General features: G+C 70.5%; 21 protein-coding genes and 1 tRNA gene. 4 read left to right on the top strand and 18 right to left on the bottom strand.

Features of this window, described 5'->3' with window-relative positions; all coding sequences use genetic code 11:
* Window positions 1-63: 63 nt before the first annotated feature.
* Window positions 64-1,557, bottom strand: coding sequence for a TROVE domain-containing protein (locus AB0M73_RS12310; RefSeq protein ID WP_363890270.1), 1,494 nt, complete (start codon window positions 1,555-1,557; stop codon window positions 64-66).
* Window positions 1,558-1,851: 294 nt separating this feature from the next.
* Window positions 1,852-2,463 carry a LysE family transporter gene (locus tag AB0M73_RS12305; protein ID WP_363890268.1) on the bottom strand — a complete coding sequence of 204 codons (612 nt, stop codon included), beginning with the start codon at window positions 2,461-2,463 and terminating at the stop codon, window positions 1,852-1,854.
* Window positions 2,464-2,529: 66 nt separating this feature from the next.
* Between AB0M73_RS12305 and AB0M73_RS12300 the strand changes: the two genes are divergently transcribed.
* Window positions 2,530-3,378: a LysR family transcriptional regulator ArgP gene (locus AB0M73_RS12300; RefSeq protein WP_363890266.1), complete on the top strand. Its 849-nt coding sequence runs from the start codon at window positions 2,530-2,532 to the stop codon at window positions 3,376-3,378.
* 1 nt (window position 3,379) lies between these two features.
* Here the strand turns inward: AB0M73_RS12300 and AB0M73_RS12295 are convergent, their stop codons facing one another.
* The 4 genes from AB0M73_RS12295 to AB0M73_RS12280 form a co-directional block, all read right to left on the bottom strand.
* A complete protein-coding gene (locus AB0M73_RS12295) occupies window positions 3,380-3,940 on the bottom strand; it encodes a TIGR03086 family metal-binding protein (RefSeq protein WP_363890283.1) in 561 nt (186 codons plus the stop codon).
* Window positions 3,941-4,181: 241 nt separating this feature from the next.
* Window positions 4,182-4,412 carry a hypothetical protein gene (locus AB0M73_RS12290; protein ID WP_363890264.1) on the bottom strand — a complete coding sequence of 77 codons (231 nt, stop codon included), beginning with the start codon at window positions 4,410-4,412 and terminating at the stop codon, window positions 4,182-4,184.
* Window positions 4,412-4,609 carry a hypothetical protein gene (locus tag AB0M73_RS12285; protein ID WP_363890262.1) on the bottom strand — a complete coding sequence of 66 codons (198 nt, stop codon included), beginning with the start codon at window positions 4,607-4,609 and terminating at the stop codon, window positions 4,412-4,414. Before AB0M73_RS12285 ends, AB0M73_RS12290 begins: the two co-directional genes overlap by 1 nt.
* 227 nt (window positions 4,610-4,836) lie before the next feature.
* Window positions 4,837-4,911: transfer RNA gene (locus AB0M73_RS12280), tRNA-Ile, on the bottom strand.
* Window positions 4,912-5,172: 261 nt separating this feature from the next.
* Between AB0M73_RS12280 and AB0M73_RS12275 the strand changes: the two genes are divergently transcribed.
* Window positions 5,173-5,949, top strand: coding sequence for an IclR family transcriptional regulator (locus tag AB0M73_RS12275; protein ID WP_363890261.1), 777 nt, complete (start codon window positions 5,173-5,175; stop codon window positions 5,947-5,949).
* A gap of 173 nt (window positions 5,950-6,122) precedes the next feature.
* On the opposite strand, the gene AB0M73_RS12270 is transcribed toward AB0M73_RS12275, so the two are convergent.
* A complete protein-coding gene (locus AB0M73_RS12270; RefSeq protein ID WP_363890258.1) occupies window positions 6,123-8,063 on the bottom strand; it encodes a YhgE/Pip family protein in 1,941 nt (646 codons plus the stop codon).
* Window positions 8,063-10,729: an MMPL family transporter gene (locus AB0M73_RS12265; protein WP_363890255.1), complete on the bottom strand. Its 2,667-nt coding sequence runs from the start codon at window positions 10,727-10,729 to the stop codon at window positions 8,063-8,065. Before AB0M73_RS12265 ends, AB0M73_RS12270 begins: the two co-directional genes overlap by 1 nt.
* Before the next feature lie 90 nt (window positions 10,730-10,819).
* Here AB0M73_RS12265 and AB0M73_RS12260 point away from each other — a divergent pair, with 90 nt between their 5' ends.
* Window positions 10,820-11,458: a helix-turn-helix domain-containing protein gene (locus tag AB0M73_RS12260; RefSeq protein ID WP_363890252.1), complete on the top strand. Its 639-nt coding sequence runs from the start codon at window positions 10,820-10,822 to the stop codon at window positions 11,456-11,458.
* Window positions 11,459-11,918: 460 nt separating this feature from the next.
* Complete coding sequence (gene trpS, locus AB0M73_RS12255; protein WP_363890249.1) at window positions 11,919-12,926, top strand: tryptophan--tRNA ligase; 1,008 nt, start codon at window positions 11,919-11,921, stop codon at window positions 12,924-12,926.
* Here trpS and AB0M73_RS12250 read toward each other — a convergent pair.
* The 10 genes from AB0M73_RS12250 to AB0M73_RS12205 all read right to left on the bottom strand — a co-directional run bounded on the left by AB0M73_RS12250 (window position 12,920) and on the right by AB0M73_RS12205 (window position 24,620).
* A complete protein-coding gene (locus AB0M73_RS12250; RefSeq protein WP_363890247.1) occupies window positions 12,920-13,594 on the bottom strand; it encodes an isochorismatase family protein in 675 nt (224 codons plus the stop codon). The genes trpS and AB0M73_RS12250 overlap by 7 nt on opposite strands.
* A gap of 14 nt (window positions 13,595-13,608) precedes the next feature.
* Complete coding sequence (locus tag AB0M73_RS12245) at window positions 13,609-14,430, bottom strand: 2,3-dihydro-2,3-dihydroxybenzoate dehydrogenase (protein ID WP_363890245.1); 822 nt, start codon at window positions 14,428-14,430, stop codon at window positions 13,609-13,611.
* A gap of 22 nt (window positions 14,431-14,452) precedes the next feature.
* Window positions 14,453-15,652 (bottom strand): FAD-dependent monooxygenase, encoded by a 1,200-nt coding sequence (locus tag AB0M73_RS12240; protein WP_363890243.1) that lies wholly within the window; start codon window positions 15,650-15,652, stop codon window positions 14,453-14,455.
* Window positions 15,653-15,677: 25 nt separating this feature from the next.
* Window positions 15,678-16,991: an AMP-binding protein gene (locus tag AB0M73_RS12235; protein ID WP_363890241.1), complete on the bottom strand. Its 1,314-nt coding sequence runs from the start codon at window positions 16,989-16,991 to the stop codon at window positions 15,678-15,680.
* Entirely contained in the window at window positions 16,954-17,754 is an 801-nt protein-coding gene (locus AB0M73_RS12230; RefSeq protein WP_363890238.1) for an amidohydrolase family protein, read from the bottom strand. Before AB0M73_RS12230 ends, AB0M73_RS12235 begins: the two co-directional genes overlap by 38 nt.
* On the bottom strand, window positions 17,754-18,845 hold the full coding sequence (locus AB0M73_RS12225) for a 3-dehydroquinate synthase II (RefSeq protein WP_363890236.1): 1,092 nt from the start codon (window positions 18,843-18,845) through the stop codon (window positions 17,754-17,756). Before AB0M73_RS12225 ends, AB0M73_RS12230 begins: the two co-directional genes overlap by 1 nt.
* A gap of 30 nt (window positions 18,846-18,875) precedes the next feature.
* A complete protein-coding gene (locus AB0M73_RS12220) occupies window positions 18,876-19,682 on the bottom strand; it encodes a 2-amino-3,7-dideoxy-D-threo-hept-6-ulosonate synthase (protein ID WP_363890235.1) in 807 nt (268 codons plus the stop codon).
* A 40-nt stretch (window positions 19,683-19,722) separates the two neighbouring features.
* Complete coding sequence (locus AB0M73_RS12215; protein WP_363890233.1) at window positions 19,723-20,955, bottom strand: aspartate kinase; 1,233 nt, start codon at window positions 20,953-20,955, stop codon at window positions 19,723-19,725.
* Between the two features lie 69 nt (window positions 20,956-21,024).
* A complete protein-coding gene (locus tag AB0M73_RS12210) occupies window positions 21,025-22,929 on the bottom strand; it encodes an anthranilate synthase family protein (protein ID WP_363890230.1) in 1,905 nt (634 codons plus the stop codon).
* 101 nt (window positions 22,930-23,030) lie between these two features.
* Entirely contained in the window at window positions 23,031-24,620 is a 1,590-nt protein-coding gene (locus tag AB0M73_RS12205; RefSeq protein ID WP_363890227.1) for an FAD-dependent monooxygenase, read from the bottom strand.
* Window positions 24,621-24,628: the final 8 nt, after the last annotated feature.

The raw sequence follows: 24,628 nt of genomic DNA, 5'->3' as shown, positions 1-24,628 counted from the left end.
CGAGTCCCGCTCTCGGGCAGCCATGAAACCGGTTCATGGCGTTCCGAGAGCGGGACTCGCGGTTCAGAAGGGCCAGGTGTCGTGGGCGCCGGCCTCGATCAGCGGGATCATGCCGAAGGCGGCGTCGCTCAGGCCGCCGAAGGTGAAGCGGCCCTCGGTGTGCCCGAACTCGTAGCCGGCCAGGTTCCACGTGTACACCGGAACCCCGCCCGGCACCACCGAAGTGGGCAGCGTGGAGCCGCTGTGCTGCTCGTCCGTCACGATGACCACGCGGTCGTGGCGACGGTAGAACTGCTTCAGCGCACCGATCGTGTCCGTGCCGCCGAGGCTGTCGAACCGGTCCCGCACCACCGGCAGCACCGACTCGCCGGCCCGCAGCTTCACCGGGCTCGCCGTGGTGCCGAACTGAACGAGGTCGGCCTTGGCCGCCCGCAGCGCGATTGCCGTGCCGAACAACGCCGCCGCATCCGCCCTGGTCAGGTCGGACTTCGCGGACACGGTGCTGTAGAACATCGAACCCGAGCGGTCGACCAGCACCAGCGTGCGGCCCGGCAGGCTCGGCACGGTGGCGAGGCTGGCGTTGAGGGCCTGCTCCAGCGCCCACGCCCAGCGCAGCGACGGCGCCGCCCGGAACGCCGACAGGAACCGCATCGGCAGCTGCCGGGACCGCGCCACCTGCTCCGGGTCCGCCAGCTTCCGCGCGACCGTCGCCGCCACCTCGTCGGACACACCCGCCCGGTCGAAGTTGCGGAGGTTGCGCAGCAACGCCATGTAGCCCATGGTCGGGATCAGCGCCGCCCACACCTCGGCCGTCAGCGGGCCCTGCAGCCAGCCGGCGACCGACTCCCACGTCATGCCGGCCCGCTTCAGCGTCGGCGTCGCGTCGGCCGCGAAAAGCTCGCGGCGTCGCTCCACCGGCCACGCCAGCAGCTCCTCGCGGGCGTTGACCATTGGCAGGCCTGTCGGAATTTCGGCGATGTTTCCGTAACGGCGGTCGAGGGCGTGCGTGAACAACGCGCCCTGCCAGCCTTCGGCCGGCTTCGGGTGCGTCAGATTCAGCACGTCGCCCATTCGAACGCCTCGGGCCTCGCTGTCCCACTTCAGCAACGCGCGCTCGTCGTAAAGGCGGCGAACGGCGTCACCAATGCCGCGCTTGACCGGCTTCGGAATCGCACGGCCATACATGGCAAGCCAATAAGACAGGAATTCACCCGGCTCGTCGGCACGCTGCAACACCGAATTCACGACCTGTCGCGTCATACCCGGCTCAGTGCGCGCGTGCGCGAATTCCGCAGCGCCGACAATCGAGGCCGAGCGCATGTTCGCGGAGCCGCGCAGCCAGCCGAGCAGGCGCGCCGTCCATTCCGGGTCGGCGACAGTCGCGGACCGCACGAGCTGCGCAAACCGGTTGTCGCGCTCGCCCGTGGTCTCGTAGAAGGTGTGCTCGCCGACCATGTTCGCCACGGCGAGCAGGAACAGCTCCCGCTTGACGTCACGCTTGAAGCCGACACCACCCTCGTGCGTCTTCGGCCGACGCAGCACGTTGAACTTCGCCATGAGCTCCTACCCCCCTTTCGGCGACCGCGGACGCGTCCGAGATCGAATTCGGTGACGGTAATGTCAATTGCTCTGCCAGCTGAGCTATCGGGTCACCCCGAGCGGGATTCGAACCCGCGACCGATTGATCCGAAGTAACCGTCGCCTGCGCACCAGACACGTCCGCGATCAGCACTCCCGAGATCGAGGCGTCCCACGGCGGGATTCTTCGTGACAGGAAGTAGCCGTCGGACTTCGCACCGGGAGTGCTTCGCCAGCGTAGATCGTTCCGTGTCACGGGCGCGACGTATTAATTCAGGCGCCGACCAGCAGCCCTACCCCGACGACCGCCATCGTCGCCGCCACCAACCCGTCCAGCACCCGCCACGACGACGGCCTGGCGAAGAAGGAGCTCAGCAGCCGCGCCCCGAAGCCGATCGCCGTGAACCAGCACAGGCTGGCCAGCACCGCGCCGATGGCGAAGTCCCAGCGCAACGCGCCGTAACCGGCGGCGATCGAGCCCACCAGCAGCACCGTGTCCAAGTAGACGTGTGGGTTCAGCCAGGTCATGGCCAGGCAGGTCAGCGCCGCCCGCTTGCGGGAGCCTGTCGTCACGCCCTCCGCCGTCATGCTCGACGGCTTCATCGCCCGCCTCGCCGCCAGAAATCCGTAGCCCAGCAGGAAAACCCCGCCGACGATGGCCACCGTGGTGATCGCCGCCGGCCACGCCTGCACCAGCACCCCCACGCCGCCCACCCCCAGCCCGATCAGCACCGCGTCCGAGGCGCCGCAGATCGCCACCACCGTCAGCACCGCGTCTCGTCGGATGCCTTGGCGCAGCACGAATGCGTTCTGCGCGCCGATCGCCACGATCAGGGACAGGGAGGTGCCGAAGCCCGCCGCCACGACGAGCAAGACGTTGGTCATGGTTCGGACGTTAGGTTCGGTCTTGTCAACAGTCCAGCTAATGATTCTTATGTATCATTAGCGCCCATGATGGCCGATCTGCCCACCGACCACGTGCGGACCCTCCTTGCGGTCGTCGACGCCGGCACCTTCGACGCCGCCGCGGCGGCCCTGCACGTCACCCCGTCCGCCATCAGCCAGCGCGTCAAGGCCCTCGAACAGCGCACCGGTCGGGTCCTGCTGATGCGTACCAAACCCGTGCAGCTCACCGAGTCCGGCCAGGTCGTCGTCCGCTTCGCCCGGCAGCTGGCCCAGCTTTCCCTCGACGCCCAGGCCGAGCTCGGCATGACCACTCCCGGCGAGCCCACCCGCCTGTCCATCGCCGTCAACGCCGATTCCCTCGCCACCTGGTTCCTGCCCGCCCTTGTCGGCCTCCCCGACGTCTGCTTCGAGCTTCACCGCGAGGACGAGGACCACACCGCCCGTCTGCTCCGCGAGGGTCTCGTGATGGCCGCCGTCACCTCCACCCCCGATCCCGTCCAGGGCTGCTCCGTGCGGGCCCTCGGCTCCCTCCGCTACCTCGCCTGCGCCTCTCCTTCTTTCCCTTTCTCCTCCTTTTCCACCTCCCCCGTCATCGTCTTCGACCGCCACGACCAGCTCCAGGACCGCTTCGCCGGCGGCGCCAGCGCTTTCCGGCACCAGATGCCGTCTTCCACCGCCTACCTCGACGCCGTCGTCGCCGGTCTGGGCTGGGGCCTCATTCCCGTCGCCCACGCCCGCGCCGGTTTCGCCGCCGGCACCCTCGTCAACCTCGCCCCCACCCGTCACATGGACGTCCCACTCTTCTGGCAGCAGTGGAAACTCGACTCCCCCGCCCTCGCCGCCGCGGCCACCGCCATCCTCGCCACCGCCGCCGCCACCCTCATTCAGCGGTGATCTACCGGCCCATCCTTCGCAGAAGCCGATCCTGCTTCGACTCCCCCGCCCTTGTCGACGAGCCGAAGAACCGTTGCATGCCTTCCAGGCCTTCGTAGATCGCCGCCGCGTTCTCCTCGATCCACTCCACCAGCTCCGGCCGCAGCGTGTCGTCGGTGTGCGTCGCCCGCGCCAGATCCCAGGTGTGGATCACCGTGTCGGTCATTCGCACCGCCACCGCCTGACCCGCTTTGACCTTGCCCAGCGGGTAGTCCAACCTCCGTTGCCACGCTTCCGGTCGACCGAACGCTTCGACGAACTCCCGTACCGAGGTCCCGTACGCCCCAACCGGATCGTCGCCGAGCGCGTCGGCCTCCCTCAACCGCAGGAATTCCGCCGCCTCCGCGCCGTTCAGCAGGGCCACATAGTTCACGTTGCCCCGAACCATGTGATTGACCAGTCGCCGCACGTCCCACTCGCTGCACGGCGTCGCCGCCGTCCACTCCCGCACGCCCTTCAGCCGGCGTTCGAACTCCATGCTGGCCGCCACGTACAGGTCGATGACGTTCTCCTGGAAATCCATCACTGCCCGAGTCTGTCCAGGCGCGACACCCGACACTGGCGGGTATCGGCCGTGTGGTTCACCGGATCGAGAATCCCGTTGGCCCACAGGTCGTGTTCGACCGTCCACAACGGCCCCGCGGATCGCGCGCACACCCTCGTCGTTTGGGCCGACCCCACATGGCGTTCGGTCTAAGTCTTCTCAGTCCGGTCCATCTCTGGCCGTTGGTGCCCGCATTCAAGGACCGCCCCCGACGAGTCCGTCACCACCGCCCAGGGTCCCCGTTCTCCACCCAGACGCTGACGTTCTCGATCCCCGCCGCCCGATCCTCGTTGCGCACCCAGTACGTGACCGAGAAGGCCATCTCCTCCCCGCGGTAGTCCGTGCACACCCGGACCCGCTCACCCGGCTTCAGCCACCGGTCCTCCCCCAGCGGCTCCAGCCACAGCACCAGCCAGCCGTCGGAGTCGTTCTGCACCTCGGTGGCCGCCATCAGCGTGCCATTTCCACGGGTCTCGTGCCGGCGAGCCGAGCGTTGTCCGCGCTGGAGCCCAGCAGCACCATCGGCGGCCGGTTCTCCGCTGCCGCCCCCACCAGCACTGATGTCGCCAGCCTCAGCCCGTTGCGATGCTCCGCCGCCCAGTCCGTCCACACAGGCGCCACGTCCAACGCCGACAGCGCAACCCTCAAGTCCCCGTCCACAGGTGCAGACCCTTCGTCCGCCGACGCCGCCCGCTCCACCCTGCCCGAGTTGCCGCCACCACGTGGCCGATGTCCCGGTCCGCGGCCCGCTGAATAGTCGACCTCACCCGCACGGTTCGGGGCATCGCGCGTCCACAGGGCGAGAAGGCGACATGCGCCGATGGATGACCAGCCGCTCCAGACGTACACACGGGCTCGCTGACCAGGCGTTTCTGTAGGGCGGGTGGGGCTCGAACCCACGACCTGACAGATTATGAGTCTGCTGCTCTAACCAGCTGAGCTACCGCCCCAGGGCGCCGGTGGGACGGCGCGTGGAGGGGAGACTACCGGCGGGCGGCGGACCAGCGGCGGGCGGTCCCCCGGTCGGGGCCGGTGGGGGCTGGCGATCGGGGCGGGTGTCCGCACGTCGCCCGGCCTCTTGCCGGCATGTGAAAAGTTCCGCCTTGACCCACCTGGTTGCTGCTTCAATGATCATCGCGTCAGCGGTAGCTCGACACCAAGCCGCCGCTGGCTCTGCCGGTGGGCGGGACACCCTTGCAACCGGAGGACCAATGCCCGACGCCCAGCCGAAACCGCCGAGCGGGCTGATCGGTTCGGTGCAACGAGCGCTCAGGGTGCTGGAGACGGTTGCGGACGGCGGCGACGGGATCACGGCCAAGGCGGTGGCCCGGCGGACGGGGTTCAAGCTCTCGACGACGTATCACCTGCTGAACACGCTGGTCCACGAGGGCTATCTGGTGCGACTGGCCAACGCCAGGGGGTTCGGCCTCGGCTACAAGCTGCCGGAGCTGCACGACAGCCTGAAGGAGCAGCTGTCGGTGACGCCGGAGGTGGCGTACACGCTGCGGGACCTGCACCATCGGGCCAAGGCGGCGATGTACTACGCGGTGGTGCGGGACGACGAGCTGGTGGTGGCGGAGGTGGCGGACTCGCCGGAGCACCGCAAGGCGGAGCCGCTGGATCTGGGGTTCGACCGGTCGGCGCACGCCACCTCGTTCGGCAAGGTGCTGCTGGCGGCGATGTCCCCGACGGCCAGGCGGCACTACCTGGCGGGGGCGGGGCTGGCCCGGCTGACGAACCGGACGATCACCCGGCTGGAAGATCTGGATCGGGAGCTGGCGCTGGTCCGCAAGACGGGCATCGCGGCGGAGATCGAGGAGTTCCAGCCGGGGCTGGCCTGCCTGGCGACGCCGGTCAAGGACAAAGAGGGCCGGACGACGGCGGCGGTGGCGCTGTCGGTGCCGGTGAAGGACTTCGCCAAGCGGCGGCGGCAGCTGGAGACACTCATCCGCAACGGCGGCGAGGAACTGTCCAGGCTGCACTTCTGAAACGGTTACAGGACCCTGCCAACGGCAGGTGTCCGCGGCCTGGCATATCCGATAACGGCAGGCCGGTGCGGTCCACACTCATTCGGACATCGCGTTGGATACCACTGAATTCGACACGTGCACCGTGTACCTGCATTCCTGACCTGGTACGGAAAGGAATTCACCGACTGAGGCTAGGCGATGGCCAGGCGGAGCCGCCGCGTGGACAGGTAGCGGCGGCGGTCGGTGACAACGATCGCCGCCACGACACCGACGACGAGCCACCCGACGAGTTCGGCGATGCCGGTGTAGAGGCCGGCATCGCCGGTCGCCGCAGCCCGCAGCCCGAGCACGGCGCCGTGCGTGGGCAGGTAGTCGGCCAGGGCGTAGAGCGGGCCCGGCAATGTGGACACGATGCCGGTGGCCGAGGCAAGCACAAGCACGGCAAGGGAAGCGAGCCGGCCGGCGCGGCCGAAGACCGCCGTGACGGCCTGGTTGAGCGACGCGAAGGCAAAGGCCGCCAGCAGCGCTACGCCGAGGAACTCGAACGACCCACCCATACCCAGGCGCAGGGCCGGAATCGCGATGGCCGTGATGGCCACCGCGGCCAGGGCCGCGGCCGTGGCGCCGGGCAGGGCGGCGCGGATGATGATGCTCCACGTCGGCTCCCGTGCCGTCAGCACGGCGTCCGGGACGGCCCGGGTGACCAGGTAAGTGGCCAAAGCCAAGGCCCACAGCGCCAACACCGCGAACAGGGTGATGGCCAGCGTGTTGGACGGCGTGCTGTCGGAGGCGGTCGCAGTGGGGCTGGCGGCGATTGTCTTGAGGTGACTACGTTCCGCGTCGGTGTAGGTGGGAACCTGGTTGCGCCCCTTGTCCAGCGAGGTCGCCAGCTGCTGCGCACCGTCGTTCACCTTGCCGGTCCCGTCGCTCAGCTGCGCCGTACCGCCGGCCAGCTGCTGCGCGCCGGAATTCGCCTGCTGCACACCGGTGTCGAGCTTCCGTGCGCCATCGGCGGCGCTGGCGATGCCCTGGGCCAGGACGCCGGATTGTTTGGCCAGCTGGGCATTCGCGTTGGCGACCTGTCGAGCCCCACTGGCGAGCGCCTGAATGCCGTCACGGACCTGCACGGCCTCGGCCCGCATGGCGGCCTTCGCCCCGTCGATCTTGCCGGCGTCGGCGTTGAGCCGGGTCGCCGCCTGCCGAAGACTGTCACAGAACTGGGCATCGCCGGTGCACTGGTCGGCCAGCTTCTGGATGTCGGCCGCCGCGGCGGCGGCCGACGGCAGGGCATCGATGCCGGCGATGATTCGGTTGGCCAGCGGGACGATCGTGCCGGCGAGCTTTTCGTTGCCCTGCGCGACTTGTTCGGCGCCGGCGGCGAGCTGCTTGGTCAAGGCGGGCAGCTGGGCGGTGTCCCGCTGAGCCTGACTGAGGCCGCTGGACAGCTGGCCCGAACCGGAAGCCAGCTGTGCTGTGCCGGCGGCGAGCCTGGCCGCGCCGTCGGCGAGTTGTTGCGCGCCGGGCACCAGCTGCCGGGTGCCGTCGGCCAGCTGGCCCGCGCCGTCGGCGGCCTGGTTGATCTGGCCGTGGATGGTGGTGAAGCCGACGTAGATGTTGTCCAGATAGGTCTGCACGACCTGGTTGTTCAAGGTCTGCTGGGTGCTGTCGGCGATCCGTTGCGACAGCGAGGGATCCATCACGCCGGCGCTGGCCGAGGTCTTCACATCGACCACGGCCCGGGTGGCGTCGAGTGGCTTGCCAGCCGCTGAAGATGTTGCGCGGGCGGAGAAGTCCTTGGGGATCGTCACCACGGCGGTGTAGGTCCCGTTGTCCAGCCCGGAGGAAGCGTCAGAGGCGTCCGTGAGCACCCACGTGTAGGCGGAGTTGCCGCTGTGCGTGAGGTCGCCGGCCAGTTGGCGGCCGAGCGGAATGAGCTGCCCGTTCACCGTGACCGGCTCGTCGTTGTTGACCACGGCCGCGGTGGCGGTGCCGTGATCACTGTCCGGCGACCACAGCGCCCACGTCAGCAGGCCCATGATCAATACCGGCACGGCGATGAGACCGGCCCAGGTCTTCCAGGTGAGCGGGCCGGCGGCCAGCGCGCGGGCGGAGTTGGCGAACGGCTTGAACATCAGTGCACCTCAGCGGGCTGGGCCAGGCTGAACAGGCGGGCGTCGGCCGGCAGCAGATCGGCGAGGCGATCGGGGTCCTGACAGCTCAGCACCACCGTCGCCGGCCGGCCGGAAGCGGTGCGGCGACGGGCGATCAGGTCACGCAGGGCGTTGCGCTCGTCGGTGCGCAGCACCAGGTCGGCGTCGTCGATCAGCACGAGTTCGATGTCATCGGCCAGCGCGGCCGCCACCTCGGCGGCCGGGGCGACGCTGTCCCGGCAGCCGATCACCGTGACCTCACGGCGCAGGGCATGCACGTGCTGAGGCAGGACCCGGTTGAGAACCTTCAGGTCCCCCTTGAGCTTGGTGACCCGGCCGGCGAGGGTGAACAGCAAGGCGGTCTTGCCGGCGCCGTACAGCACCAGAACCCCGCCTCGCGGCACGTGCAGGTCGATGTCCCGGTACACCGGCCGCCCGCGGTCGTCGTCCACCCCGATGCCCCGGGCGCTGATTGCCTCGTCGACGCCGGGCCAGTCGGCCAGCCGCAGCTCGTGCACGAGAGAATCCCCCTCGGCGTCGAACACCGGCAGCGCGCGGTCCAACTTCGGCGGCAGGCCCCAGGCGCGGTGGCCGAGCAGCGCCAACACCGCCGGCACCAACGTCATCCGGACCACGAAGGCGTCGACGAACACGCCGACCGCCAGGCTGAAGGCGATGGGCTTGATCGTCGCGCTGCCCTCCGGCACGAACGCGGCGAACACCGCGAACATGATCACCGCCGCCGAGACCACGACCCGGGACGCCGAGATGAAGCCGGATTCGACGGCCCGGTGGGGATCCCCGTGGTGGACGTAGTCCTCACGCATGCGCGACACCAGGAACACCTCGTAGTCCATGGCCAGTCCAAACAGGACACCCATGAGGATGATCGGCAGGAAGCTGATCACGCTACCGGTGTGGGTGACCCGCAGCGCCTCGGCGAAGTGCCCCTGGTCGAACACGAACGACGTGGCGCCGAAGGCCGCGCCGACCGACAGCAGGTAGCCGGCGGTGGCCTTGACCGGCACCCAGATCGAGCGGAACACCATGGCCAGCAGGATCAGCGACAACCCGACCACGAGAATGCCGAACGGCAACAGGGCGCTGCCGAGCTGGGCCGACACGTCGATGCCGACCGCGGTGATGCCGGTGACGGCGGTTTTGGTGCCGTAGGCGTCGAGGAAGTGGGGCTCCTGGGCGCGCAGCCGTCGCACGAGGTCGTCGGTCTGCGGGGAATCCGGCGCCGTGGTCGGCACCACCTGGATGATTCCCGTGTCGCCCTTGGGGTTCGGCGTGGCCAGCGGCACGGCGGCGACGCCGGGCATGGTACGGATCTCGCCGGCGATCTTGTTCACCAGATCGACCGGATCGGTGCTGGTGATGATGTCCGCGGTGACGATCAGCGGCCCGTTGTAGCCGGGGCCGAAGTGGGCGCTGACCACGTCGTAGGTGTCGCGGGCCGGGCTGCCCTGCTCCTCGGTGCCGTTGTCCGGCAACGCAAGCCGCAGATCCAGGGCCGGGATCGCGCACACCGCCAGGGCCACGAAGACAACGATCACCGTCAGCAGGGGCGCTTTCGTCGCGGTCCGCACCCACCAACGAGCGACCTGCGGCTTGGCACGCTTCTTCTTCCGGCGCGGCGTTCGAGGCTTCAACCGATGCCCGGCGAACGCCATCAGCGCCGGCACCAACGTGACCGCGACGCCCACGGCCAAGGCGACCGCCACCGCCGCCGCGATGCCCATGGTGGTGAGGAACGGAATACCGGCCACGGCCAGCCCCAGCAACGCGATCACCACCGTCAGGCCGGCGAAGATCACCGCCGAACCGGCGGTCGCGGTCGCCCGGGCGATGGACTCCTCGACGTCGAGTCCCTCGGCCAGCTGATCTCGGTGCCGTGACAGCAAGAACAGGGCGTAGTCGATGCCGACGGCCAGGCCCAGCATCACCGCCAGCATCGGCGCGGTCGAGGAGATCGGCACCACCAGCGTCGCCACGTACACGAGGCTGATCGAGATGCCGACGCCGAGCACGGCCGTCAGCAGCGGCATGAAGGCGGCGATGATCGACCGGAACATCAGCACCAGCACCACGAGTGCGATGACCAGGCCGATGCCCTCGGTCGGGCTGAGCTTGGGCACGCGGTTGGAGAAGGCGTCGCCGCCGGTGTAGACGTGCGTGCCGGTCTTGGCGGCGAGATCGTCGGCGATGGTCGTGAGCGCCGTCCTGGTGGCCGGATGCAACTGCGGCTGCTGCACGGTCAGCGGCACGGCGATCAGCGCCGCGCGGCCGTCACCGGAGATGCCTTTGTTGCCGTCAAAGGGATCGACCGCGGTCGCGACCTGGTCGACCTTCTTGATCCGGTTGATCTCGTCGGCCACGGCGGCCTTGATCGCCGGGGTGTCGACGCGTCCAGGGGCCAGGACCACCAGCTGGGCCGAGGTGCCGGCGGTCTCGGGGAAGACCCGCTTGAGGTGGTCGAGGGCGTCCTGGGACTCGGAGCCGGGGATGGCGAACGTGTCGTCCGTGCCCTGGTTGAGCAGCAGCGCGCCGCCGCCGGCGGCGGCCAGCACCACCAGCCACATGGCCAGGACCAGCACCTTGGCCCGGGCGGCGGCCCGGCCCAGTCGGTAGAGGAACGACGACACGATCGGCTCCCTGGTCAGCGACGATACATCGTGTATCTTAATGCACGATGTATCCGATGCACTGTGTATCGAGTCACGCGGACGGGTGAGATGACCGGAACGACGCGCCGGCGCGCGCGGACGCGCGAGCGGCTGATCGACGCCGCCTACGAGGTGTTCAGCGAGCTCGGCATCCGGGACGCGCCGGTGGAGCTGATCTGCGAGCGCGCCGGCTTCACCCGGGGCGCCTTCTACTCCAACTTCGCCAGCAAGGAAGAGCTGTTCCTGGCCGTGCACGAGGTGCAGGCGCAGGAACGCGTCGACCGGCTGCACGTCGCCGTGACCAGGGCCATCGACGCCGCCGACATCAGCGACCCGGATGTGGCGACCGACGTGCTGCGGCAGGCCGGCGAGCTGTTCATGGAGTCGCTGGCCTCGGACCGCACCTGGTACATGCTCAACGTCGAGTTCACCGCCCAGGCGTTGCGCCAGGGCGACCTGCGCCCGCCGACCGCGGCGGCCGAGGAGCAGTTCCAGAACCGGCTGGCCGAGATCCTGCTGGGCACGCTCGACCGACTGGGCCGGCGGCTGACCGTCGACGCACACAGCGCCGTCGTGACCATCATCGCTTTGTACGAGGCCACTCTGAAGCGCGCAATCCTCACCGGCACGGACAACGGGCAGTACGTCACCGAGGTGCTGCCCCGGCTGTTCGCGGCCCTGATCGTGCCGGCAGACAGGGACATCTGATGCTGCGCATCGACACACACCAGCACGTGGTCCCGCCCCGGTACGCGGAGTGGATGCGGGACAAGGGAATCCGCCCGGCGGCATCGACCTGCCCTCGTGGCCGGAGTCGTCCGCCTTGAAGTTCATGGACGGCAACGGGATTCGGGCCGGGATCTGATCCTGTCCCTCGCACATCACGTACGGCAGCGACTTCCCCTTCGCGCCACCGGTGGCCGTGGGGTTCATCAACAAGCAGTACGAGAACTCCGAGCTGCGGGCGGCGATCGATCGCGGCAATTCCGAGGCGCTGTTCCCCCGCCTGCGGGTATGATGCCGCCATGACCTCGACCGCGTGCCTCAACTGGTGGCGTCCCGCCTAGGGACGGCCATTCCACGCACGCGCGTGCCGTCCGCGAGGACGGCACCTTCTCTTTCGTCGGCTGTCTCGCGGACCCTTCATCCGTTGGGAGACAAGCAAGCCATGGTTGAGAACCAGATCCAGGCCCACCCGGAGCGCTTCCGCGTGCTCACCGGCGACCGGCCCACCGGCCCGCTGCACCTCGGGCACCTGTTCGGCACGCTGCAGAACCGGGTTCGATTGCAGGACATGGGCGTCGACCTGTTCGTGATCATCGCCGACTACCAGGTGCTGACCGACCGGGACGTGGCCGACCGCCTGACCGAGACCGTCGAGGGGCTGGTGCTGGACTACCTCGCCGTCGGCATCGACCCCGAACGCGCCACCGTGTTCACGCACAGCGCCGTGCCGGCCTTGAACCAGCTGATGCTGCCGTTCCTCAGCCTGGTCACCGTGTCCGAGCTTGGGCGCAATCCGACCGTGAAGGACGAGATCGCCCACTCCCGGCAGGACGCCGTGAGCGGGCTGATGTTCACCTATCCCGTGCACCAGGCCGCGGATATCCTGTTCTGCAAGGGAAATCTCGTGCCCGTCGGCCGGGACCAGCTGCCCCACATCGAGATCACCCGATCCATCGCGCGCCGGTTCAACGAGCGCTACGGCCCCGTCTTCCCCGAGCCCGACGCCCTGCTGTCCGCCGCGCCCGTCCTGCTCGGCACGGACGGGACCAAGATGAGCAAGAGCCGGCACAACGCCATCAGCATCTCCGCCACCGCCGACGACACCGCCCGCCTGCTGCGGTCCGCCCGCACCGACGCCGACTGCCACATCACCTACGACCCCGTTGCCCGACCCGAGGTGTCCAGCCTCGTCCTGCTCGCCGCCCTCTGCCTCGGCGTCACACCGGAACAGGTCGCCTCATCCGTCGGCGCCGGTGGCGCCGCGGCGCTGAAACGCACCGTCACCGCCGCCGTGAACGAGTTCCTGGCCCCCATGCGCGCCCGCCGCGCCGACTACGCCGCCGACCTCTCCCACGTGCGCAAGATCCTCCAGGTCGGCAACGAGCGGGCCAACGCCATCGCCGACGCCACCCTCTCCGAAGTCAGGACGGCTATGGGCACGACCTACTGATCGCCGGGGCGGACCGCGACCATCCGGGCCGCCGCGGTCAGGCTCGCGCACAGGTCTGCCGTGGTGCGGACGACGGCGCAGTTGCGGGCCGCGTAGCGCAGGGCCATGAGATGGTCGGCACGGGTGAAATCGGCCACGCCATCAGCCACCAGGAAGGTCTCGATGTCACGGCCGAAGGCGTCCGTGGCCGTGGTCAGGCAGCCGACGTGCGCGTAGATGCCGCAGAGGATGAGCTGGTCACGGCCACCTTCCCGGATCCGGTCCTCCAGGTCGGTGCGGGCGAACGCGCTGTAGCGCCAACGGGTGATGACCGGTTCGTCCGCCTCCGGGGCCAGCGCGGGGATGATCGCCCGTTGCGCGGGGTCGGTCGACATGCCCGCGCCCCACACGTCATGCAGCAGACCGCGTTCCTGCCGGGTCATGCCACCGGGTTGGCCGGTGAAGAGCACCGGGACGCCCAACTGACGGGCCACCCCGAGCAGGGCGCCGATGTTGTCGACGAGCGGCGCCATCGGTGGCTTCGCGGTGTCGAAGAAGTCCACGAAGTACCGCTGCATGTCGTGGACGACCACCACCGCGCGGCGCGGGTCCGGGGTCCAGGTGGGCACGGCATCCGGCAGTTCGTCCGGTCCGGGCAGGTCGTACGGTTCGATGGCGGGGATGGCCATGGTCCTCCTTCCGGTCAGGCGCCGAGCGCGGCGCCGCCGTCGACGGTGATGTCCTGCATCGTGATGTGGCCCGACCGATCGGAGGCCAGAAACACCACGGCGTCGGCGATATCGGCCGGGGTGGCCAGTTTGCGCAGCGGAATGCCGGCCCGGTACGCCGCCAGGTCACCGTCCAGAGTGGACTGTTCCCCCGCTTCGTCGGTCCACAGGCCGTGCAGCATCGGGGTGTCAGTGGAGCCCGGGGACACGACGTTGCACCGCACGCCCCGGCCGGCCAGTTCCAGGCCCAGCGTGCGGGTGAAGGCACGGGCCGCCGCCTTGGACGCCGCGTAGGCCGCCATCCGTTGCCGCGGCACGAAAGCCGCGTTGGACGCGACGGTCACGATGGCCCCCCGCCCGCGTTGCGACATCCCTCGCGCCACTGCCCGGGACATGTAGAACACCCCGCCCGAGTTGACCTCGAAGGCCGCGGCCCAGTCCTCGTCGGTCAGGTCCACCACCGCACCGACCCGCAGCACACCGGCCACGTTGACCAGAACGTCCACCGGCCCCAACTCGTGCTCGACGGCGGCGACCGTGCGGTTCACGTCCGAGCTGTCCCGCACGTCCGTCGGAAACGCCACGGCGCGGTGGCCCGCGTCCGTCAGCAGGCCCACGGTCTTGTCCAGCACGTCCACCGCGCGGTCCAGCGCCGCCACCACCGCGCCGCGCTCGGCCAGCGCGGACGCAACAGCCGCACCGATTCCCTGCGCCGCCCCGGTGACCACGGCGACCCGGCCGGCCAGCCCGTCGTCGACCTCCGCGATCGCCCGCGCCGTCCCTGTCCGGTTCCGCATGTGATCCCCCCTGTCGTCGATCTCAGTCGATCTTCGCTCGTACGGTGACCGCCGACTCGGCGTCGTAGCCGTACAGCCATTCCTGCGCCGCCAGCGCGGAGCCGCCGCCCAGCGTCGTGTCGCGTTCGGACTGATCGGGACCGTCGTCCAGATGCAGCGTCCGGGTGTTGGCCCGGGACCGGGTGTGCACCTCGGTGGTTCGCGGCACGCGCAGTTGCTGGTAACGGTCCAGCGCGGTCTCGATGTCGTCCAGGCCGTGCTGCTGCAGGCACAGCGCCAGCACGATCGCGTCCTCGACGGCCTGATTGGCCCCCTGGGCCAGGAACGGCAGCATCGGATGGGCCGCGTCGCCGACCAGCGTGAGCCGCGAGGTGCTCCAGCGGCTGATGGTGTCACGGTCGTGCAGCGCCCAGCGGCCGACCGTGTCCGCGGCGTCGAAGAGCTTGCGCACCTCCGGGTGCCAGCCCTGGTAGGCCTCCCGCACGTCGGCGATCTCCCCCTGCGCGGACCACGACTCGTCGCCCCCGGTCTCCGTCTGCCGGGTGGCGCCGAAACTGACCTGCCGGCCGCCGGACACCGGATAGGAGACGCAGTGCTGACCGGGACCGAGCCACAGCCGCACCGCCGGCTCCTCAACCAGAAACGGCACCTTCTCGGCGGCCACCAGCCCGCGGTAGATCAGCTGGCCGGAGAACCGCGGCCGGTCGTCGGCCAGCGCGGCGCGCACGACCGAGTGGATGCCGTCCGCGCCGATCACCAGGGCCGCCCGGCAGACGCGTCCGCCGGACAGGGTGAGTTCGACGCCGTCGTCGTGCTCCTCGATCGCCTCGCACCGCAGGCCGAGCCGGACCGTGCCGGGCGGCAGCAGTTCGAGCAGCCCCCGGTGCAGATCTGCACGGTGCACGGCGTAGTAGGGCGCGCCGAACACCGTCTCGCAGTCGGCCAGCGGGGTGCGCGCGATGGTCCGCCCGTCGTCCCAGTGCCGCAGATGGATGGCGTCGGGACGGACACCGACCGAGGTCAGGTGCCGGCGCAGGCCGAGCCGGTGCAGCAACCGGACCGCGTTGGGCGCCAACTGGATTCCGGCGCCCACCTCGGCCAGGTAGCTCGCCTGCTCGAAGACCTCGCAGCCGATCCCGGCCCGGGTGAGCGCCGCGGCAACCGCGAGGCCGCCGATCCCCGCGCCGATGATGGCGATGCGCGGTTGGCTGGTACGCAACACGAGTCCCCTTCCCGCTCGCACGGCCTCAGTAGTAGAGAAGCGCCTTGTCCCAGTCCTCGTCGGCGCCGAACAGCCCTCTCGGCTTGACCACGTCGTGCACGCCGGTCAGCACTTCTTTCGGCACCAACGTTCCCGGCTCGACGCCGACGACCTCCACCGGCACGCCGAACTCGGCGACCACCGCATCGTGCAACCGGGCGCAGGCCGGCGCCCGGTGCTGCGGCGGCACCTCGATCTGCACGCGCAGGACCTCCGGCTCGGCCCGGGCCCGCCAGAACAGCACCTCGTGCTCGGCGGGCAGTCCGAAGACCAGGTCCTCCAGCCGGCTCTGGGTCACCGTGCGACCCGCCACCTCGTGTCCGAACGCGGACCGGCCGAGCACCCGCACGACGGGCAGCGCCCAGCCGCACGCGCACGGTTCGTAGGACACCTCGACGGCGTCCTCCAGGTTGTACCGCAGCAGCGGCATGGCTTCCCGGTACAGCGGGGTCACCACCAACTGGCCGGCGCCGTCCCGACCGATCGCGCCGGTCGCCGGGTCGTACACCTCGAAGATCGCCCGATCCGCCCACAGGTGCAGGCGGCCGTGCGGGCACTGGCCGGCCAGGCTGCCGGTCTCCGTGGAGCCGTACTCCTCCACCACCGGCACGCCCCACAGCTCGGTGATCCGCGCGCGCTTCGCGTCGCTGAGCGGATCCCCGCCGACGAACAGCGCGCGCAGGTGCGGAAAATCGGCGTCGGGCCGCAGTCCGGCGGCCCGGGCGGCGGCGGCCCACAGCAGCGTCTCGGTGGCCATCGACCAGGTCAGGGTGACGTGCAGGTCGTGAAGCACGCGCAGCACCCGTGAGTACGGCATGGCCAGCGAGCGGTTGTCGCCCGGGACGACGGTGGCCCCCATCGAGCGAGCGGCGGCCTGCGCGAGGTGCCCGGTCACCATCAACGCGTACGGGGTGCGCACCAGGAAGGTGTCCGTCGCGGAGATGCCGACCCACTTGCGGGCGTACCGCTCGGCCAGATCGAGCCAGTCCTCGTCGGTGTAGAAGGAGGGCGTCGGCATGCCGGCGGTGCCGCTGGACTCGTGGTACGTGGCGACCCGTTCGTTGGGCACGGCACGCATCCCGAACGGGTAGTTGTCCCGCAGATCCTGCTTGCTGGTCAACGGAAGCCGTTCGAAGCCGGCCCGCGTGTCCGGCGGGTCGCCCGCGAACCGATCGGCGTAGAACGGCGATCCGCCCGCCCAGCGCAGCACCCGGGGCAGCGCGGCGTCCTGGAGTTCGGCCAGTGCGGCGAGATCGGCCCAGTCACCGAGTTGCGGGCGCCGGGTGATCGTGTCGGTCACGGGGAACTCCTTCCCTCTGCGGGCTGTCGTACAGCGCCACGGCGTTGTCCCAGGAGATCCGGCGCCACTGGTCGGCCGGCAGGTCGAGCACCTCGAACTTGGCCAGCTCGACCCTCGGGTGCTGGACCGGGTGCTCGGACCCGAACAGCACCCGGTCCGCGCCGAGCCGGTCCACCGCGGCCCTGACCACCGTGGTGTACCCGCCGGAGGTCTCCATCAGGATGTTGGGCAGCGGCCGGACCAGCTCGACGGCGTGGAAGTCGATGTTGCCGATCCCGCTGTGCCCCAACAGGAAGGTGACCGCGGGGAACCGCTCGGCCAACGCGACTAGATCGGCGACCTCGCAGCCGGGCCGGGTGATGCACACGGTGTACACCGAGTGCCCGTGTTCTGCCGCCACCGCAACCAGTTCCGCCGTGCGCCCGTCGCTCAGCGGCACGCCGTGCACGGCCGGCGAGATCTCCATGCCGGCGAACTCGGCCGCCCGCTCCCGGTAGCGCCGCGCCGGCGCGTGCGGGTTGGCGAAGTACACCGGGGTGAGCCGGTCGGGTGCATTCAGCGCGGCCCGCAGCACCGCGTCGTTGTCGGCGTCACCGGTGACATGGCTGCCGTCGACCAACTGCCTGGACAGCTGGACGAGCCCGAGAATGCCACCGGCCGCCACCGCCGCCCGCTCGATGCCGTGCGCGTCCAGCGTGTGCAGCAGTCGCTCCACGGCGGTGGGCGGCGGGGCCAGCCGGACGTGCGCGTCGAAGACCGGCATCACTGTTCCCGGCAGAACTCGTCGATCGGGTAGCCGACGTGCCGGTCCTCGGTCGGCAGGTAACCGAGAACCACGTCGCCCGGCTTGAGCTCGGTGCTGTTGAGCACCACGCCGCCCGGGCCGAGCACGCGGACGTGCCAGTCGTCCTGCAGGATCAGGTTCACCGTGGCGCCGTTGGGCGCCACCGCGTCCACCGACAGCAGCGGCCGCGACTCGATCTTCACCCGGCCGACCGTGACCGAGCGGGTCTGGCCCTTCACGTCCACCGCCAGCACCCGGCTGCCCGCGGTCAGCTCGCTCAGGTAGTTGGTGCGGCTGTTGTCGGCCAGGGTGTACGACATGATCGCGCCGGCGTTCACCCGGAACGGCCGGGTGGGCATGTACGGCAGCGGATGGGTCTCGCTGACGCACAGGATCATGCCCTTGGAATGCGAGCCGACCAGGATGCCCTCGTCCTGGCGGAAGTAGCTGCACGTGTCCACACAGGCCCGTTCGCCCATGCCGACGTGGGTGATCCCGGTGATCTCCAGTTCGACGAGGTCGATGGCGTGCGGCCGGTCGTCGGCCGCGGCCTTCAGCGCGGTGGCGTCGCCGACCTTGGCCGGGGCCATCAGCACACCGTCCGAGCCGTGCTCCAGGACGCCGAAGATGATCCCGGCCTCCTCGACGTCGCCCGCGACCGTGATGATGCTGCCGTCGGCCCCCGCGGCGGCGGCCAGCACGATCTCCAGCGGGATCTTGGTCGGGTCGCGGAACTCCAGCACGCTCCACGGCGCGGTGCGCGCGGCCTTGCAGGCCACCTCCAGGGTCTCGGCGTCCACGATCTCCACGTAACGACCGACCGTCACGCCGGGCAGGCTCGTGACGCCCGGGTGCAGGCGCTCGTCGAGGACGACCACGTCCGCGGCGCCGGTGTCCTCCGGCAGCGGGCCCGGGCCGGGCAGCAGGATCTTGGTGATCGTCGGCGGCAACTCGGCCAGGTGGGCCGGGTTCGCGGCCAGCACGCCGTCGACACGCTGGTGGATCGCTTCTTCGACCACCGCGTCCCGCTCGGCGCCGAGGGTGCGCAGGTCGAGCCAGCACAGCTTCATGATGTTCGGTCTCCTCAGGGATGACGCAGCTCAGACGGCGGCGTCGAGCCGGTCCGGTTCGCGGTAGGTGGAATGGATCAGCCGGGACAGCTCCCGGACCACGGCGGCCGGGTCGGCCGCGGCGAAGATGTTGCGGCCCATGGCGACCCCGGCGGCGCCGCCGCGCAGCACGTCCTCCACATAGGACAGGACGTCGGCGGTGCTGGCCCGGCGCGGGCCGCCCGCGGTCACCAGCGGGATCGGGCAATCCCTTGTCACGTCGGCCATCTCGGCGACCGAGCCGGCGTAGGGCGTCTTGACGATGTCGGCGCCGAGGTCGGCGGCCAGCGTCGCGGCGTGCGCGATCAACGTCGGGTCGGCCGGATTGCGGATCTTGGGACCGCGCGGGTACATCATGGCCAGCAGCGGCATGTTCCACCGGTCGCAGACCTCGGCGACCGCGGCGAGGTCGGCGATCTGCCGCATCTCGTCGGCGGCGCCCAGGTTCACGTGGACGCTGACCGCGTCGGCCCCGTGCCGCAGCGCCTCCTCCACGCCGGCCACGAGGTACTTCGCGTCCGGGTCGGGCGCGTGGATCGTGCTGGCGCTGAGATGCACGATCAGCGCGAGATCGGTGAACAGCACCGGATCGACGTAGCGCAGCGCGCCCTTGTGCAGCACGACCGCGTCCACACCCTGGCCGGCGACCCGGCCGATCAGATCGTTCACCCGCCGGCCGCCGGTGACCGGCCCGTCGGTGACCGAATGGTCCAGCGGCAGCACGAGCAGGCGCTGCCCCGGGTTCCTGTGCAGCCGGCGCAGTCTCAGTTGGCGCGCGAAGGAAACGTTCAACGGCATCTGTGGCCCCCTCCCCTGGTGGCCGTCGGCAGCCTGCGTCTCAGGCCGGCCGGGCTTCCTGTTCGTCGAGCTCGAATTCCTTGTGCAGCAAGGCGACCGCCTCCTCGGCGGCCTGCCGCGGCACCGTCACCGACGTGCGCAGCTGAGATGTCGAGACCCAGCCGGTCGCAATGCCGGCGGCGGCCAGCGTGGCGAGCACCCGGGCGGTCAGGCTCGGCCGGTTGAGCAGCCCGATGCCGATCAGCGACACCTTCGCCACCTCGGCGTCGAGCACGACCTGGCCGCCGCAGCTCGCGACGGTGGCGTCCAGGTCCGGGCGCACCCGCTCCAGGTCGGAGCGGCGCATGACGAAGCCCATCCGGAACTCGGTCTCGTACTGCCCGGACCGGGCGACCAGATCGACCACCGCGTTGTGCTTGCCGAAGATCTCCAGCACGCTGACGGCGGGATCGGCGCCGGTCGCGTCGCAGCGGATCAGCACCCGTGTCACGTCCAGATCGTGGGTGATCGCCAGCACCCCGCCGAACTCCACCATCTCCGCCTCCTCCCGGTTGTCGATCACGGTTCCCGGCGTGTCCCGTGCGGCGTTACGCACGTGCACGGTGATGCCGTAGGCCGCGGCCAGCTCGACCGACCGCGAATGCAGCACCCTGGCCCCGGCGAAAGCCATCTCGACCATCGCCGGCATGGCCACCGACCGCATCGGCCGCGCGGTCGGCACGACGCGGGGATCGGCCGTGTAGACGCCGTCCACGTCGGTGTAGATCTCGCAGTCGGGAGCGCCCAGCGCGGCGGCCAGCGCCACCGCGCTCGTGTCCGATCCGCCGCGGCCCAACGTCACCACGTCGCCTTCGTCGTTGCTGCCCTGGAAACCGGCGACGACGACGGCCCGCCCGCGGGCCAACTCCTGGCGGATCCGGGTGGTGTCCACCGCGCTGATCACGCCCGCGCCGGCCGGGCCGCTGACCCGGACGCCCGCCTGGTCGCCGGTGAGCGAGACCGCGGGCGATCCCGCCCACTCGACCGCCATCGCGAACAGCGCGGCGGACGCGGACTCCCCGGTGGCCAGCAGCTGGTCGGTCTCCCGGCCGAAGTGCTGGTGCCCCGCCTGCTCGGCGAGGGTGAGCAGGCGGTCCGTCGTGTCGCCCTGCGCGGACACCACGACGACGGTGGGCCGGTTGCGGGCGGCGGCGGCGACCGAGCGCGCAGCACGGCGCAGCCGGTCGGGATTCCCGATCGAGGTGCCGCCGTACTTGCGCACGAGAATGTCCACCGCACACTCCGCTGCTCGGATTTTGTCTTCCCTACCGTCGACATTAGTGACGATGTGCGGGCGTGCCCACTACTCGGGCGAGTAGTTCTTTCCGGGAACTCCCGCCGCGACGGGTGACAACAACGATTCGATCAGTTCGCCCAGAATGTCGGTGCCGTGTTCCGTCAGCACCGATTCCGGATGGAACTGAACCGAGCAGTACCGGTCCGAACGCAGCGCGTGGATCTCCCCGGTGGCCGGGTCGCGGGACACCGCCACCCGGTCGTCGAGCCGGCCGCGGGCGGCGAACGTGTTGTAGAAGCCGACCTGCCGCCGGCGGCCGAACAGGTCGATCCACCGTCGGGCGCCCTGGTTCGGCACGGTGCGCCGGACCACCTCCAGCCCGAGTTCGACGGCCAGCACCTGGTGGCCGAGACAGATGGCCAGCAGCGGGGTGCCGTGATCGAGCACCTCCCCGACCACCTCGGCCATCCGACGGATCTTCGGGTCGCGGGCGTCCCGCGGGTCGCCCGGCCCCGGCCCCAGCACCACCAGGTCGGCGTCGGCCAACGAGCCCTGGTCGTGGATGCCGCGGACCTCGACGACAAGCCCCAGGGACGCCAGCTGCGCGGCCAGCATCGAGGTGAACGTGTCCTCGCAGTCCAGGATGACCGTGCGGGCCCCTCGGCCGGCGGCCCGCACCGGCGGCCGGCCTCCGAGCCAGAACCGGGACAGTCCGTCGTTCCGGGCGGCCAGCGCGTCCCGCACACCGGGCGCCTGCCCGGCCGACCCCGCCGTGTCCGACACGGCCGGTGCCATGGGCGGCCGGCGGTCGGCATGCAGCGCGGCCAGCAGGCCCGCCGCCTTCGCGTGGGTCTCGGCCACCTCGGAGCGGGGGTCGGAGTGCCGGACCAGGGTGGCTCCGACGTCGATGCGCACACCGCCGTCAAGGCTGATGTCGGCGGTGCGGATGAGGATCGCCGAGTCCAGCGTCGGCCGGCCCGACTCGTCCCGCCCGGCCAGGGCCAGCGCGCCGCTGTAGTACCCCCGTCCGCCCGGCTCGTAGCGGGCGATCACCTCGGTGGCGCTCTGCAGCGGGCTGCCGGTGACCGTGGGGGCGAACAGGGTCTCGGCCAACAGGTCGCGCACGTCCCGCTCGGTGCGGCCCTCGATGAAGTACTCGGTGTGCGCCAGGTTGGCCATCTGACGCAGCGCGGGCCCGACGACCCGGACGTCCCGGCAGATCCGGGACATCATCTTCAGCTCCTCGTCCAGCACCATGTACAGCTCGTCGGACTCCTTGCGGTCACCCATGAACTCGAGCAGACCGGCGGTGGTGGCGCCACCCGGCGGGTAGCGGTAGGTGCCGCTGATCGGGTTCATCGTGGCGACCCCGTCGGACAGCGTCAGGTGGCTCTCCGGCGAGGCGCCGATCAGCACCCGCGTGCCGGTGTGCACGAGGAAGGTCCAGTAGGCGCCGCGTTCCTGCCGGAGCAGCCGGGCGAACAGGGCGAGCGCGGTGTCGACCGACCAGTCGTCGACGGTGGTCCGGAACGCCCGCCGGATGACGAAGTTCGCGCCGCGCCCCTGCCCGATCTCGTTGTCGATGATCTTCCGCACGAGCGCGGCGTACTGGTCGTCGTCGATGTCGAACCGGCCCTCGGCCACCGTGACCGGCAGGCCGGACGTCGCCCGGACCAGGTCGGCGACCGGGAGCCGGTGGCGTCGCGTCGGGATGATCGCGGCCAGCGGCGTGCCGTCGTCGTGACAGGCGAACCCGCGTTCGGCGATCTGCCGGTACGGGATCGCCGCCAGCACCTCGCCGCGGTCCAGCGGCAGCTCGGCCAGCGTGTCGACCTCGATCGCCGGGCCGGCCAGGAGATCGACGTCCGGATGCCGGCCGGGCCGGTGCAGCAGGGCGAATCCCTCGCCGCCGGTGTATGCGATCGGCGCCAGCCCATTTTCGGACAGTATCCGGCCCAACGTCGAAATCATCATTTCCCCCATACCCGGAACAGCCGTCTTCCTCCCTCCAGAATGGCGACCGGCGGCGGCGGTCGGCAACTACTTCAACGGGTAGTGTGAAACGGCGGGAACTATTTTCCGGTGACGAGTTCGAGCAGCGCCGAGGGATTTTCCGGGACCTCGTCGCCACGCCAGGCCACATGCTGGTCGGGGCGGACGAGCACGAGCCGCCGAGCCAGCACCTCGCGCAACCGCTCGTCGGTGACGTCCAGGTAGGTCAGCGGGACGCCCAGCGCGTCCGCGGCGCTCGCGATCGGCTTGCCCGCCTGCACGCCGGAGGTGTCCACCAGGGTGTACCCGGTGCCCAGCAGGTCGTGCAGCTCGGCGCCGGCCTCGGTGCGGACGCTGGGCAGCCGGCGGCCGGGCCAGGTGGTGGGCACGATGCGGTGCCAGTCCCACGGCGGCTCCACGCCGGACTCGTGCCGGATCACCGGGCTCCGGTGGTAGCCGTAGCCGAAGTGGATCCCGAGATTGCTGATCTGGTAGCGCTCGCGGTCGAGAAAGCCGCTCAGTTGCCGGTCGGTCGCGCCGAAGGCGGCCAGCGCCGGGAAGCGCCGCCACACCTCGAGCAGGTTGGCGCACATCTCCCGGTTGAACAACGCCACCGGCCGCCGCTCGGCGTCGTAGCTGTCCAGCAGCGCGGGGCCTCCCCAGCCGGACACCACCGCGGCCAGTTTCCAGCCGAGGTCGACGGCGTCGCCGATGCCGGTGTTCGCGCCGTGGCCGCCGGTCGGGAAGAACTGGTGGGCCGCGTCGCCGGCGAGGAACACCGAACCCGCGCGATAGGTGGCGGCCACGCCGAGTCGGCCCTCCCACTGCGCGATCGCCAGCACCTCGTCCACCTCCAGGTCCACGCCCAGCCGCTTGCGGATCACCGCGACCGGGTCGGCCGCCGCGTCCGCCTCGGTCAGCAGCGGGTAGGTGCCGGTCCAGGTCTGGTCGCCGTCCCGGGAGACCAGGGTGAGGCCGCTGGAGAGGATGGCCAGGAAGAAGGGGCCGTTGGCGTGCAGAGCCGGATCCGTGCTGCGGAAGTAGACGTCACGGTGTTCGACGCGCGGACCCTGCTCGTCGACCTCGATGCCCGCCGCCCGGCGGACCGCGCTGTTCGCCCCGTCGCAGCCGACCACGTAGCGCGCCCGGACGGTGTCCGTGCCGCCCTCGGGGTCCACCAGCTCGACGGTCACGCCGTCCGAGTCCTGCGTCAGGCCGGCGAACGACCAGCCCAGGCGGAGATCGACCGGCCCGGCGGCCGCGCAGCGGGCCCGGCCGAGTTCCTCCAGACGGGAGCCGAGGATGCGCTGGTACGGCTCGCGCGGCTGGCTGCCGTCGTTCACCGCGGCCATCTCGGCCCTGGTCTCGTCCACCGACGGATAGTCCCACTCGGACAGTTCCGGTCGGGAAAGCCCGTGCAGCCAACGGAAGTTGAACCGGTGCGCCGGCGAAACACCCTGCGCCCGGATGTCCGGCCCCAGGCCGAGCCGGGTGAGCAGCTCCATGCTGCGGCCGTTGAGGAAGTCCATCTTGGGATGCCGGGACGCGGTCGCGGTCCGCTCGACCACGACACTGTCCACTCCGGACGCGGCCAGCTGCAGCGCCATGACGGCGCCGACCGGGCCCGCGCCGACGATCACCACGGGTACGTCGTGCTCGGCCACGCTCATTCGTTTCC

Origin of the sequence: Kutzneria sp. NPDC051319 (assembly GCF_040682195.1) — a bacterium.
Taxonomy (GTDB): Bacteria; Actinomycetota; Actinomycetes; order Mycobacteriales; family Pseudonocardiaceae; genus Kutzneria.
The sequence above is the reverse complement of the archived record's forward strand: the minus strand, read 5'-3'. Positions and strand labels throughout refer to the sequence as shown.